12 protein-coding genes are annotated in these 12935 nt (G+C 69.0%); 9 read left to right on the forward strand and 3 right to left on the reverse strand.

Features of this window, described 5'->3' with window-relative positions; all coding sequences use genetic code 11:
* Positions 1–134 precede the first annotated feature (134 nt).
* The 9 genes from ACTHK2_RS12825 to secF all read left to right on the forward strand — a co-directional run bounded on the left by ACTHK2_RS12825 (position 135) and on the right by secF (position 9533).
* Positions 135–1031: an ATP-binding cassette domain-containing protein gene (locus ACTHK2_RS12825; RefSeq protein WP_440246114.1), complete on the forward strand. Its 897-nt coding sequence runs from the start codon at positions 135–137 to the stop codon at positions 1029–1031.
* Positions 1031–1798 carry an ABC transporter permease gene (locus ACTHK2_RS12830; protein ID WP_440246115.1) on the forward strand — a complete coding sequence of 256 codons (768 nt, stop codon included), beginning with the start codon at positions 1031–1033 and terminating at the stop codon, positions 1796–1798. Before ACTHK2_RS12825 ends, ACTHK2_RS12830 begins: the two co-directional genes overlap by 1 nt.
* 115 nt (positions 1799–1913) lie before the next feature.
* Positions 1914–3101, forward strand: a complete 1188-nt coding sequence (locus ACTHK2_RS12835) for a sensor histidine kinase (protein WP_440246116.1) — start codon at positions 1914–1916, stop codon at positions 3099–3101.
* Positions 3102–3194: 93 nt separating this feature from the next.
* Positions 3195–3797: a response regulator transcription factor gene (locus tag ACTHK2_RS12840; RefSeq protein ID WP_440246117.1), complete on the forward strand. Its 603-nt coding sequence runs from the start codon at positions 3195–3197 to the stop codon at positions 3795–3797.
* An 89-nt stretch (positions 3798–3886) separates the two neighbouring features.
* Positions 3887–4924, forward strand: coding sequence for a tRNA preQ1(34) S-adenosylmethionine ribosyltransferase-isomerase QueA (gene queA, locus ACTHK2_RS12845; protein ID WP_440246118.1), 1038 nt, complete (start codon positions 3887–3889; stop codon positions 4922–4924).
* Entirely contained in the window at positions 4921–6033 is a 1113-nt protein-coding gene (gene tgt, locus ACTHK2_RS12850) for a tRNA guanosine(34) transglycosylase Tgt (protein WP_440246119.1), read from the forward strand. Before queA ends, tgt begins: the two co-directional genes overlap by 4 nt.
* Before the next feature lie 211 nt (positions 6034–6244).
* Positions 6245–6583, forward strand: coding sequence for a preprotein translocase subunit YajC (yajC, locus tag ACTHK2_RS12855; protein ID WP_440246120.1), 339 nt, complete (start codon positions 6245–6247; stop codon positions 6581–6583).
* Positions 6584–6662: 79 nt separating this feature from the next.
* Positions 6663–8579, forward strand: coding sequence for a protein translocase subunit SecD (gene secD / locus ACTHK2_RS12860; protein WP_440246121.1), 1917 nt, complete (start codon positions 6663–6665; stop codon positions 8577–8579).
* Between the two features lie 12 nt (positions 8580–8591).
* Positions 8592–9533, forward strand: a complete 942-nt coding sequence (secF, locus tag ACTHK2_RS12865; protein ID WP_440246122.1) for a protein translocase subunit SecF — start codon at positions 8592–8594, stop codon at positions 9531–9533.
* Positions 9534–9698: 165 nt separating this feature from the next.
* On the opposite strand, the gene ppk2 is transcribed toward secF, so the two are convergent.
* Genes ppk2 through ACTHK2_RS12880 form a run of 3 tightly spaced genes read right to left on the reverse strand, consistent with a single transcriptional unit; the run spans position 9699 to position 12875 of the window.
* Positions 9699–10478 (reverse strand): polyphosphate kinase 2, encoded by a 780-nt coding sequence (gene ppk2 / locus ACTHK2_RS12870; protein WP_440246123.1) that lies wholly within the window; start codon positions 10476–10478, stop codon positions 9699–9701.
* 59 nt (positions 10479–10537) lie between these two features.
* Positions 10538–11059: a molybdenum cofactor biosynthesis protein B gene (gene moaB / locus ACTHK2_RS12875; RefSeq protein WP_440246124.1), complete on the reverse strand. Its 522-nt coding sequence runs from the start codon at positions 11057–11059 to the stop codon at positions 10538–10540.
* A 25-nt stretch (positions 11060–11084) separates the two neighbouring features.
* Positions 11085–12875: an O-linked N-acetylglucosamine transferase, SPINDLY family protein gene (locus ACTHK2_RS12880; RefSeq protein WP_440246125.1), complete on the reverse strand. Its 1791-nt coding sequence runs from the start codon at positions 12873–12875 to the stop codon at positions 11085–11087.
* Between the last annotated feature and the right edge of the window lie 60 nt (positions 12876–12935).

The following is a 12935-nucleotide window of genomic DNA, read 5'->3' on the forward strand; positions in this document are numbered from 1 at the left end:
GGCACCCCCGTACCCCGCACCCGGCGCGGCTGAACCACGTTACAAGCCTCAACAGCACGGCCTCACGCCTGATTCTGGGGGGTTTTTCGAATGCCGCCGAAAGTGGCCCCGCGATCCGGCACGGGAGAGGTTCCATGCAGCAGGCGCAGTCCGCCGCAGTGGCCTGGCACGCCGTCCGCAAGCGCTACGGCCGGGTGACCGCGCTCGACGGCATCGACCTCGACGTGCGCGCGGGCGAGCTGCTCGCCTTGCTCGGTCCCAACGGCGCGGGCAAGAGTACCGCGATCGCCATTGCGCTCGGCCTCAAGCCGGCCGACGGCGGCGAAGCACGCGTGTTGGGTCACGTGCCCGGCGCCATGGAAGCGCGCCGCGATTGCGGCGTCATGCTGCAGTCGGCCGGGTTGCCGGAATCGCTGAAGGTGCGCGAACTGCTCGAACTCACGCGCAGCTACTACTCCGCGCCGCGATCGGTCGACGACTGCATCGCGATGGCGGGCCTCGGCGGCGTCATGGACCGCCGCTACGGACGCCTGTCCGGTGGCGAGCAGCGCCGCGTGCAATTCGCGCTGGCGATCTGCGGCAAGCCGCGCCTGCTGTTCCTCGACGAGCCGACCACCGGCCTCGATCACGAGGCTCGCGGCGCGCTCTGGGCCACCCTGCGCCGCATGGTCGGCGAGGGCTGCGCGATCGTCCTCACCACGCACTACCTCGAAGAAGCCGAAGCGCTCGCCGACCGTGTCGCGGTGCTCGCCGGCGGGCGCATCGTCGCTTTCGGCAGCGTGCAGCAGATCCGCGCGCGCGTCTCGCAGCGACGCATCCGCTGCGTCAGCGCGCTCGACGCCGCGCGCGTCGGCGCCTGGCCGGAAGTGCGCAGCGTCTGTCGCGATGGCGAGCGCATCGAGATCGTCACCGACGAGGCGGAAACCGTCGTGCGCCAGCTGCTGTTCGAGGACAGCGACTTGAGCCAGCTCGAAGTGCAACGCGCCGGCCTGGCCGAGGCATTCGTCGAAATCACGCGCGAGGCCGCCTGATGACCGCAGCCACTGTGAACGTGGCACTCGTGCCGCGCCTGCGCTGTTACGCGCTCGAGGCGCGCAACGAATTCCTTCGCCTGCTGCGTGCGCCGTCGTTCGCGCTGCCGACGCTGCTGTTTCCGCCGATGTTCTACGTGCTGTTCGCGGTGCTGTTCCATGAGCGCGCCGGTTTCCAGGCGAATGTGTACCTGCTCGCGACCTACGGTGTATTCGGCGTCATGAGTCCGGCGTTGTTCGGTTTCGGCGTCACCGTGGCGCTCGACCGCGAACGCGGCTGGCTCGCGCTCAAGCGCGCCCTGCCGATGCCGCCGGGCGCCTATCTCGCCTCCAAGCTCGCGATGGCGATGCTGTTCGCGACGATCATCTTCGCGATCCTCGGGGTGCTCGCGGCGACGCTCGGCGACGTGCGCCTGCCCGCCGATGCATGGCTGTCTCTGTATGCGGCCGATCTGTTCGGCGTGTTGCCGCTGTGCGCGCTCGGCCTCTGGCTCGGCAGCGTCGCCAGCGGACAGGCGGCACCGGCCATCGCCAATCTCATCTACCTGCCGATGTCGTTCCTGTCCGGTTTGTGGATGCCGCTCGGGATGCTGCCCACGTTCGTCGGCAAGATCGCACCGCTCTGGCCGTCCTGGCACCTCGGCCGTATCGCACTCGCGGCAGTGGGGCAGGCGCCCGGCGAAGCCATCACGCCGCACGTCGCCGCGCTCATGGCGTTCACGTTCGTCTTCGTCGCGCTCGCACGCCGGCGCCTCGCGCGCGCCTGAGGAGGAGTCCGATGCGCACGATCCATGCCCGGTTGTTCGTGACCGCGGTGGTCTATGCGCTGATCGTGGTCGCCGACATGCTCGGCGCGCACGTCTGAAGAGGAGGGGGCGTATCATGCCGGGTGATCGATGGCTCGCGGGTGGCACGATGGCGCGGAAGGCAACGTTCGGCTGGTTTCGCACGCGCCTGTCGCCGGACCTCGCCGAGCAGGGCTGGGCGCCGCTGTGGAGCCTGCTCTACCTCGGTTTCCTGTTCCTCAACTACAACGGCCGGCCCACGTCGACCTGGTTGCCGCCGACCATGCTCAGCGTTTGCGTATTCCTGCCGCTTTACCTTCGCGCGTTGCAGGTGTGCGGACGGCGCCGGCTCTACTACGGCGCGGCGATCGCACTGCTCGGCTACGCGCTCATCGCGGTCAACACCGGCGCCAACACGTATCTCATCTATGCCGGCGCCTGCGCGAGTGCCGCGGGCATCAGCCTGCGCCGCCTCATCGAGATCATCGCCGGCGCCCTCGTCCTCTTTTCGCTCGAACTGTGGCTGCTCGGCTGGCCCGGCGAGTACATCGCGCTGTCGGTCGCGATCACCGCGATGGTCGGGCTCGCGATCAGCGCGGCGAACCACTTCCACCACGAGAAGCGCCTGCGCCTGGCGGAGCTCAAGCTCAGTCACGACGAAGTGCGCAGGCTCGCCGCGCTCGCCGAGCGCGAGCGCATCGGCCGTGACCTGCACGACCTGCTCGGCCATACGTTGTCACTGATCACGCTGAAGTCCGAACTCGCGGTCAAGCTGTTCGAGCGCGATCCGCACGCGGCGCGGCGAGAGATTGCCGATGTCGAGCGCGTCGCGCGCGACGCGCTCGGCCAGGTGCGGCGCGCGGTAACCGGCATCCGCACCGCGGGCCTGTCGGCCGAACTCGCCTCCGCGCGGCTGCTGCTCGAGTCGAGCGACGTGCGGCTCGAATACGACCTCGCACAGGCGCCGCTGCCGGCCGACATCGAAACCGTGCTCGCGCTGACCGTGCGCGAGGCGGTCACCAACATCCAGCGGCATGCCCGGGCGACGCGTGCCCGCGTCGACGTGGTCGTCGCCGGCGGCGAGGCGCGGCTGGCGATCAGCGACGACGGCATCGGCGCGACCATCGTGCCCGGCAACGGGCTCTGCGGCATGCGCGAGCGTCTCGCCCTGCTCGACGGGCGCCTCCAGATCCAGTCGGCGCGCGGCCGCGGCACGCGCGTCGTCGTCGTCGTGCCGCTGCCACCCGAAGCGGCCGGCGTCGCGAACACCGTCGCGGCCGGCTGAACGCGCATCGCCGGCGCATGCACGGGCCGGCATCCTTGCTAAAGTCCGTCGTCGCGGCGCCACGTCCGCCATGACAACGGGAACCGCTCGCTCGTGATCCGCGTCCTCCTCGCCGAAGACCAGGCGCTCGTTCGCGGCGCATTGTCGGCCTTGCTCCGGCTCGAATCCGACATCGACGTCGTCGGCGGCGCCGCGGATGGCGAAGAAGCGTGGCGCGCATTGCAGCAGCACAAGCCGGACGTACTCGTCACCGACATCGAGATGCCGGGCCTCACCGGGCTCGAACTCGCGCAGCGCGTGCAGCGCCACGAACTCGCGTGCAAGGTCGTCATCGTGACGACGTTCGCGCGTCCGGGCTTCCTGCGCCGCGCCCTCGAAGCCGGCGTCGGCGGTTACCTGCTCAAGGATGCGCCGGCCGAACAGCTCGCCGAGGCGTTGCGCAAGGTGCACCGCGGCGGGCGCGCGATCGATCCCCAGCTGGCGGTGGAGGCTTGGTCCGACGCCGACCCGCTCAACGACCGCGAGCGTCAGGTCCTGCGCCTCGCCGGCGAAGGCCTGTCCGCCGGCGACATCGCCGACCGGCTCGGCCTGTCGCAGGGCACCGTGCGCAACTATCTGTCCGAGGCGATCGGCAAGCTCGGAGTGGGCAACCGCATCGAGGCGTACCGGCTGGCGCGGCAGAAGGGGTGGCTCTGAGCGGGAATGGGACGGGGAATAGGGAATGGTTCACACCGGAGCCCTGATCGCTTCTACCATTCCCTATTCCCCATTCCCCATTTGCCGCTTTGAAAAAATCCGACTTCCACTTCGACCTGCCGCCCGACCTGATCGCGCAGGCGCCGTTGCCCGAGCGGTCGGCGAGCCGCCTGCTCGTCGCCGATGCGCGCACCCGTTCGATCACGGACCGGCGTTTCACCGACCTCGTCGAGCTGCTGCAGCCGCGTGACCTGCTCGTGTTCAACGACACGCGCGTGCTGCCGGCGCGCCTGTTCGGGCGCAAGCCGAGTGGTGGACTCGTCGAGATCCTCGTCGAGCGGGTGACCGGTTCGCACGAGGCGCGAGCGCAGCTCGGCGTCAGCAAGAAGCCGAAAGCGGGTGGTCGCATCGTGCTTGCCGACGGCAGCGAGGTCAGCGTGCTCGGCCGCGACGGCGAATTCTTCCTGCTGCGCTTCGAAACCGTCGAGCCGATCGAGAAGGTATTGCTGCGGCTCGGCCGCATGCCGCTGCCGCCCTACATCGAGCGCGAGGCCGGGCTTGCCGACGAGGAGCGCTACCAGACCGTGTTCGCACGGCACAGCGGCGCGGTCGCGGCGCCGACCGCGGGCCTGCACTTCGACGCCGACCTGCTGCGCCGCCTCGAGGCGCGCGGGATCGACGTCGGCTACTTGACCCTGCACGTCGGCGCAGGCACGTTCCAGCCGGTGCGCAGCGAACGGCTCGAAGACCACGTGATGCATCGCGAGTGGCTCAATGTCGGCGCCGAACTCGTCGAGAAGATCCGCCGCACGCGCGAGCGGGGTGGCCGCGTGGTCGCGGTCGGCACGACCGTCGTGCGCGCGCTCGAATCGTCGCTCCACGACGGAGCCGTCGCGCCGTTCGCGGGCGAGACGCAGATCTTCATCATGCCCGGCTATCGCATCACGAGCGTCGATGCGCTGGTGACCAATTTCCACCTGCCCGAGTCGACCCTGCTCATGCTCGTGTCCGCGTTCGCGGGGCGCGAGTTCATGCTCGAGGCCTACCGCCATGCGGTCGCCGGGCGCTACCGGTTCTTTTCCTACGGTGATGCGATGCTGATCCTGCCGCCGCGCGTGCCCGCATGAGCGCGATGCGTTTCGAACTCCTCGGCAGCGACGGTGCCGCGCGACGCGGGCGCCTCGCGTTCGCGCGCGGCACGATCGAGACGCCCGCGTTCATGCCGGTCGGTACCTACGGTTCGGTCAAGGCGATGACCCCGCAGTCGCTGTCGGAGATCGGCGCCGAGATCATCCTCGGCAACACGTTCCACCTGTTCCTGCGCCCGGGACTCGACGTGATCGGCGAGTTCGGCGGACTGCATCGCTTCATCGGCTGGAACCGGCCGATCCTCACCGACTCCGGCGGCTTCCAGGTGTTCAGCCTCGCGCACAAGCGCAAGATCACCGAGCAGGGCGTGACGTTCGCCTCGCCGGTCGACGGCGCGAAGGTGTTCCTGTCGCCCGAGGAATCGATGCGCATCCAGCACGTGCTCGACTCCGACATCGCGATGATCTTCGACGAGTGCACGCCGTATCCGGCGACCGAGAAGCAGGCACGCGACTCGATGGAGCTGTCGTTGCGCTGGGCCGAGCGCTCGCGCCGTGCGTTCGACGAGCGCGCCAACCCCAATTCGCTGTTCGGCATCGTGCAGGGCGGCGTCCACCCGGAGCTGCGCCGGCGCTCGGCCGAGGCGCTGATCGGCATCGGCTTCGACGGCTACGCGATCGGCGGCCTCGCGGTCGGCGAGCCCGAGCACGAGCGCAATGCGACGCTCGAACGCGTCGAGCCACTGCTGCCGCGCGACCGGCCGCGCTATCTCATGGGCGTGGGCCGGCCGGAAGACATCGTCGAAGCGGTGCGGCGGGGCGTCGACATGTTCGACTGCGTGATGCCGACGCGCAACGCGCGCAACGCGCACCTGTTCACGCGCCATGGCACCTTGCGCATCCGCAACGCGAAGTACGAGCGCGACACGCGCCCGCTCGACGAGGAGTGCGCGTGCTACACCTGCCGCTCCGGTTTCAGCCGCGCCTACCTGCGCCACCTCGACCGCTGTGGCGAGATGCTCGGGCCGATGCTCGCGACGATCCACAACCTGCACTACTACCAGGAGCTCATGGCCGGCCTGCGCGCGGCGATCGCCGAACGCCGGCTCGCCGACTTCGTCGCGGCGTTCTACGCGGCGCGCGAATAGCGCGGCCAAGGCCGCCCGCGGCGTGCGCCGGGCCGGATCGCACGCGCCGGACCCGCCGCCCGCGCCCGAGCGTGCCGCGGATCCCGTTGATTTTGCGGCGCAATGCGCGAATCGCCCGGTGCCGTGGCATAATCCGCGGCCTTTTGGCGCGAAGTCTCCCCTGCGGGGGCGCCGCGCCGTTTTCCCGACACCAGCCGTTTCCGGAGCATCCATGGATTTCTTCATCGCCAGCGCACACGCCCAGGCGGCAGCGGGCGGGGCGGCCGCCGCGCCGAACCCGATCATGTCGTTCCAGCCGCTGATCATCCTGTTCGGCGTCTTCTACTTCATGCTGATCCGGCCGCAGATGAAGCGCGCCAAGGAACAGCGCGCGATGATCTCGGCGCTGAGCAAGGGCGACGAAGTGCTCACCAACGGCGGCCTGCTCGGCCGCATCGACGAACTCGGCGAGCAGGTCATCACGCTCGAGATCGCCGCCGGCGTCACCGTCAAGCTGCGTCGCGACGCGGTTTCGGCGGTACTGCCCAAGGGCACGCTGAAGTCGAGTTGATGCGCGCGGCCCGCGCCGTCGTCCCGATCACGAGAATCAAGAAGCGGCCCTCCGTGGTCGCACTGTCGATGAAGAGCCTATGAACGATTTCCCCCGCTGGAAGTACGCGATCGTCGTCGTGGTACTGCTGCTCGGCGTGCTGTATGGCGTGCCGAACCTGTACGTGCAGCAGCCGGCCGTGCAGGTCAACCCGAACCGTGGCGCGACGATCGATCTCGCACTGAAAGAGAAGGTGCAGGGCACGCTGGAGAAGGCCAGGATCCCGTTCGAGCGCATCGACCTCGCGCAGGACCAGCTCATGGTCCGCCTGCCGGTCGGCGCGAACGACGAGCAGAGCAAGGCGCTGGAAGCGATGAAGGCCGATCTCGGCGACCAGTACGTCGTCGCCCCGAACCTCGCCTCCACGGTTCCGGCGTGGATGCGCGCGATCGGCGCGCGCGAAATGCCCAAGGGCCTCGACCTGCAGGGCGGCGTGCACTTCCTCATGGAAGTGGACGACAAGGACGTGATGGAGAAGCAGCTGCAGCGCTATTCCGACGACATTCGCGGTGTCCTGCGCGAAAAGAACATCCGCTACCAGTCGGTCGGCCGCGGCCCGCAGGGCGTCGTCGTGCAACTGCGCAGCGCCGAGGACCGCGACGCCGCGTACGCCGCGATCCAGTCGAAGGTGCCCGACGTCGTCGTTTCCAACGGCAACCAGGTCGGCGATTCGTACACGCTCAACGCCGGCGTGAAGCCGGAGAAGATCCGCGAGATCGCGCTCAACACGATCCGCCAGAACCAGGCGACCCTGAGCAATCGAATCAACGCGCTCGGCGTGGCGGAACCGCTGATCCAGCAGCAGGGCGAGACGCGCATCGCGGTGGAACTCCCGGGCGTGCAGGACACGGCCGAGGCGAAGAAGGTGCTCGGCGCGCAGGCGACCCTCGAATACCACGCCGTCGACACCGAAGGCGATGCGTTCGAGGCGATGCGCAGCGGCATCGTGCCGCCCGACGACAAGCTCTACTACATGCGCCAGCGCGCGCCCGACGGCAGCAAGGTGCCGATCCTCCTCAAGAAGAAGATCATCGTCAGTGGCGACGAGATGGTCGATGCGTCGAGCCAGCCCGATCCGCAGTCCGGCTCGCCGGCGGTGTCGGTCGTGCTGAACGGCAACGGCGGGCGCAAGATGCTCGACTTCACCACGCAGAACGTCGGCAAGCCCATGGCCGTGCTGTACGTCGAGCGCACGCCCGAAACGAAGATCGTCGATGGCCAGGAGGTGCGAAGCACGAAGGTGACCGAGGAGGTCATCAGCAGCGCGCGCATCAACGGCGTGTTCTCGAGCCGCTTCCAGACCACCGGTCTCGGCAGCAACAAGGAAGCGTCCGACCTCGCGCTGCTGCTGCGATCCGGTTCGCTCGCCGCGCCGACCGATATCGTCGAGGAGCGCGTGATCGGCCCGAGCCTCGGCAAGGAGAACATCGAAAAAGGCATCTACGCGGTGCTGCTCGGTCTCGGCGCAGTGCTCGTGTTCATGGCGTTCTACTACTGGCTGTTCGGCCTCATTGCCGACCTCGCGCTGTTCTTCAACCTCGTGCTGCTGCTCGCGATCATGAGCGCGATCGGCGTGACGCTGACCATGCCCGGCATCGCCGGCATCGTGCTCACGCTCGGCATGGCGATCGACGCGAACGTGCTGATCTGCGAGCGCATCCGTGAGGAACTGCGCAACGGTTCGACGCCGCTCGCATCGATCCGCGCCGGCTACGAGAAGGCATGGGCGACGATCCTCGATGCGAACGTGACCCACCTGCTCGCGGCGCTCGCGCTGATGACGCTCGGCTCCGGTGCGATCCGCGGCTTCGGCGTGACCCTGTTCATCGGCATCCTCACCTCGATGTTCACCTCGGTCACCGTCACGCACGCGGTCACCAACCTCATCCACGGCGGCAAGAAGAAGCTCAAGGGCCTCTCCATCGGCAGCGGCTACACCCGCGGCTCGGCGGCCTGACGGACGACACCCATGGAACTGTTCAATCCCAACAGCAAGATCGACTTCCTCGGCGGCCGCAAGGTCAGCATCGTCATCTCGGCGCTGCTGATACTCGTTTCGCTCGGCCTGCTCGCCACGCGCGGGCTCAACTATGCGCTCGACTTCACCGGCGGCGTGCTGGTCGAGGCGAAGTTCGAGGAGCCGGTGCAGACAGACCAGGTGCGCGCCGCACTCGAGGCGGGCGGCTTCCACAACGCCCAGGTGCAGAGCGTCGGCGGCACGCGCGAGGTGTCGATCCGCCTGCAGCCGACCGAAGAGCAGAAGGACGCCGAAAAGGTCGGACGCGACGTCATCGACACGATCAAGAAACAGCGCGCCGACGTCTCGCTCAAGCGCCACCCCGACCTCGTCGGCTCGTCTGTCGGCGCTGAACTGCGCAACGACGGTATCGTCGCGGCGGTGTTCGTGATGCTCGGCATCATGATCTACATCGGCATCCGCTTCGAGAAGCGCTTCGCGATCGCGGCGATCGCGAGCGAAATCCACGACACGATCCTCACGCTCGGCTTCTTCTCGCTCACCCAGCTCGAGTTCGACCTGACCGTGCTCGCCGCGCTGCTCGCGGTGATCGGCTACTCGATCAACGACAAGGTGGTCGTGTTCGACCGCGTGCGCGAACTGTTCCGCCTGACGCGCAAGGCGGAGCCGTACGAGATCCTCAACAAGGCAATCAACCAGACCTTGTCGCGTACGATCATGACCTCGCTGACGACGTCGCTGTCGATGTTCGCGCTGTACTTCGTCGGCGGTCCCGCCGTGCACGGCTTCGGACTGACCATGCTCGTCGGCATCGTCATCGGCACGCTGTCGTCGATCTTCTTCGCCAACCCGATCCTCTACTGGCTCGGCGTGTCGAAGACCGACCTCATGCCCGTTGCGCGCGAGAACCCGGAACTCGAACGCCGCCCGTGATACGTGTGCGCTGTATCCCGAAAAGATTGAAACACGAAGCACACCGGGCGCACGAAGGAAGAAAAAGGGGCGCATGATGCGCCCCTTTTTCATGGCCGTCTTCGACGAGCCACGAACCCGCGATGCTCGTCGATTATTCTTCGTGTGCCCAGTGTGCTTCGTGTCTCAAGCTTTTGTCGTCGGAATCCAAAGCTTCCCGTCCGCCAGATGCTCTCGCGCGGGCTTGCCCTTGAGCTTGGGCAGCTTGAGCGGCTTGTCCGGCGCGGCACGTTCCGGCAGGCGTGCGAGCAGGTGGCGAATCACGTCGAGGCGGCCGCGACGCTGGTCGTTGAAGTCGGCGACGAACCAAGGCGCCCATTTCGTGTTGGTCGCCGCGATCATCGCGTCGCGCGCCTTGCCGTAGGCCGCGTACTGCGTGCGCGCCTCGAGATCGACCGGCGAGATCTTGAAGCGCTTGAGGGGGTCGCTCGCGCGCTCGGCGAAGCGTTGCTCCTGTTGCTCCTGGTCCACGGCAAGCCAGTACTTGAGCAGGATCAGCCCGTCGGCCGTGATGAGCTGCTCGAACACCGGGCAGTCCTCGAGGAAGCGGCGGTACTGCGCGGGCGTGCAGAAACCCATCACGTGCTCGACGCCGGCGCGGTTGTACCAGCTGCGATCGAACAGCACGAGTTCGCCGGCCGCGGGCAGGTGCTGCGCGTAACGTTGGAAATACCATTGCGAGGACTCGCGCTCGCCTGGCTTGGGCAGCGCCACGACGCGCGTGTAGCGCGAGTTCAGCGGGGTGCTGATCGCCTTGATCACGCCGCCCTTGCCTGCGGCATCGCGGCCCTCGAACACCAGCACGACGCGCTTGCCGTTCGCGATGATCCAGCGCTGCAGGGCGACGAGGTCCTCGTAGAGGTCCTCGAGCGTGCGTTCGTAGGCCTTGCGCTTCAATTCCTTCACCGCATCGCTCCGTTGCAGCGCGTCACGCGCCCGTCATCGCGAACCCGCGGTACCGCGCGTCAGCGTTCGCGCAGCCGTGGCAACAGGCCGGCGAGGTTGCATGGCCGCGTGGTCGCGTCGAGCTGCGCCCGGATGAGCTTTTCCCAGGCGGTGCGGCAGGCCGACGTCGAGCCGGGCAGGCAGAACACGAAGGTGTCGTTGGAGAGGCCGGCGAATGCGCGCGACTGCATGGTCGCGGTGCCGATCTCCTCGAAGCTCAGCATGCGGAACATCTCGCCGAAGCCCGGCATCTCCTTGTCGAGCAACGGGCGGATCGCTTCGGGCGTCGAGTCGCGCCCGGTGAAGCCGGTGCCGCCCGTGACGAGCACGCCGTGCACGCCGGCATCGGCGATCCACTGGGCGACGACGGCGCGGATCAGGTAGCGGTCGTCGCGCACGATCCGCTTCTCGCGCAGGCGGTGGCCGGCCTGCCCCAATGACAGGGCGAGGTAATCGCCGGAGGTGTCGTTGTCGGGCGTGCGCGTGTCCGACACGGTGAGCACGCAGAGATCGAGCGCGACGAATTCGGCTTGTGCGGTCATGCGGCCAGCGTAGCGCGTCGCCGCGTCAGTGCAAAGGCGCCGGCGCGAGACCGGCACGACGGCGCTCGGCCATCCGCGCGAGCAGGGCCGCGAAGTCGCGCGCATAGCCCGGCATGTCGAACAGGCCGCTGTCGTCGCGGCGCGTCGCGACGGCTTCGCGCAACGCGTGGCGCGCCTGCGCATCGCGGCCGAGTCCAATCGCGAGCGCGACGAACGCTGCATCGTCGGGCGCGTTCAACTGCGCCAGCCCGAGATGATGGTTGAGGCTCGCCGCGACGCGCGATGCGAAGGTCGAACCGGGCGCGGTCAGCACCGGGCAGCCAGCCCAGATCGCGTCGGACGCGGTCGTGTGCGCGCCGTACGGCGCGGTGTCGAGGAACAGATCCGCATGGCGATAGCGTGCGAGGTAGCTCGCATGGTCGAGTTTCGGCGCGAACACGAGGCGCTGCGCTTCGATGCCGCGCCGCCTCGCCTCCGCACGCAGACGATCGTCGGCACCATCGCTCGCGGACAGCAGCCACAGCACCGCATCGGGCACGGCGCGCAGCACCGCGAGCATGCGCTCGAACGTCGCAGGATCGAGCTTCCAGCTGTTGTTGAGGCAGGCGTAGACCACGCCGGTGGAGGGCAGGCCGCACTCCTCGCGCGGCGGCGCAATGCCCACCTCGCGCGTCGGATCGGACGGCTGGAAACAGCGTGGCAGCCACGCGACGCGTTCGGAGAACTGCGCGTGCAGCGACTCCGGCAACACGATGCGATCGGCGATCACGTAGTCGATCCAGGGCGCGCCGAGGGTGCCGGGGTAGGCGAGCCAGTTGACCTGCAACGGCGCCGGGCGCAGCGCGAGTGCGTCGGGCATCGCACCGGCGCAGTAGCCGTCGAGGTCGACCAGCACGTCGAGGCGCGCGGCATGGATCGCTTCGGCGAGCCCGCTCGCGCTCGCCGCGTGCATGGCGTGCCACGCGTGCGCCGCCGCCTGCAGGCGGCGCTGCAGCACGCTGCCGTCGGCCGGCGCGGTGGAGAACAGGTGGATCTCGACCGCCTCCGCGCGCAGCGCCTCGATGAAGGCGACGACGAGCAGCGCGGTCGGGTGATTGGCGAAGCCATTGGCGACGAAGCCGACCCGTAGCGCTGCCCGCGGGTCGCCCGCGACGTGCTGCCAGGCGTTGCGCGCGCGCAGCGCGGCGACCCGCTGCTCGATCGTCGCCGCGTGCGTGCGGGCGCAACGCAGCTGTTCGTCCGGGCCGGCGGGTTCGGCGAGGAAACCGAACGGCGCGAGGCCCGGCGCACCCGCGGCGACGCGCGCGCGCAGGCGTGCCGACAGCGCGTCGAGTCCGCGCCAGTCGCAGAGCTGTCGGCGCAGGAACACGAGTTGGCCGAGTGCGGCGTCAAGCTGCGGGTCGAGCGCGAGCGCCCGCGCGTGCGCATCGGCGGCGCGCGCGAACTGCTTTTGTTCCTCGAGCATGAGCCCGCGCTGATAGGCGAAGCGTGCATCGCGGGGCAGGGCGCGTTCGCCGGCGGCGTAGGCCGCTTCCGCCTCCGCGTGGCGCCGCTGGGCGGCGAGCGCGTGGCCGAGCACGAACGCCGCTTCGGGATGGCCCGGCGCGAGCGCGAGGGCATGGCGCGCGGCGCCTTCGCCGGCGGCGGCGTCGCCGAGTGCGAGTTCGGCGGCGGCAAGGTTGCACCACGCGCCGACATGGCCGGGCTGCGCCTGGGTCGCCGCCGCGTACGCATCGCGTGCGCCGGCGTCGTCGCCGCGGGCGCGGCGCGCGTTGCCGACGCCAATGAACACGGCGGGGTGCGGCGGGGCGCGCACGAGCGCCGCCACCAGCGCTTAGACCGCCGTGCCGGCGTCGGCCCCCGCGAGGCCCCCCCA

Origin of the sequence: Dokdonella sp. (assembly GCF_051958935.1) — a bacterium.
Classification (GTDB): domain Bacteria; phylum Pseudomonadota; class Gammaproteobacteria; order Xanthomonadales; family Rhodanobacteraceae; genus Dokdonella_A.

Excerpts from the sequence above, each read along its gene's own strand:
- ACTHK2_RS12825 (WP_440246114.1), top strand. The coding sequence starts at position 135 with ATGCAGCAGGCGCAGTCCGCCGCAGTGGCCTGGCACGCCGTCCGCAAG.
- ACTHK2_RS12830 (WP_440246115.1), top strand. The coding sequence starts at position 1,031 with ATGACCGCAGCCACTGTGAACGTGGCACTCGTGCCGCGCCTGCGCTGT.
- ACTHK2_RS12835 (WP_440246116.1), top strand. The coding sequence starts at position 1,914 with ATGCCGGGTGATCGATGGCTCGCGGGTGGCACGATGGCGCGGAAGGCA.
- tgt (WP_440246119.1), top strand. The coding sequence starts at position 4,921 with ATGAGCGCGATGCGTTTCGAACTCCTCGGCAGCGACGGTGCCGCGCGA.
- yajC (WP_440246120.1), top strand. The coding sequence starts at position 6,245 with ATGGATTTCTTCATCGCCAGCGCACACGCCCAGGCGGCAGCGGGCGGG.
- secD (WP_440246121.1), top strand. The coding sequence starts at position 6,663 with ATGAACGATTTCCCCCGCTGGAAGTACGCGATCGTCGTCGTGGTACTG.
- secF (WP_440246122.1), top strand. The coding sequence starts at position 8,592 with ATGGAACTGTTCAATCCCAACAGCAAGATCGACTTCCTCGGCGGCCGC.
- moaB (WP_440246124.1), bottom strand. The coding sequence starts at position 11,059 with ATGACCGCACAAGCCGAATTCGTCGCGCTCGATCTCTGCGTGCTCACC.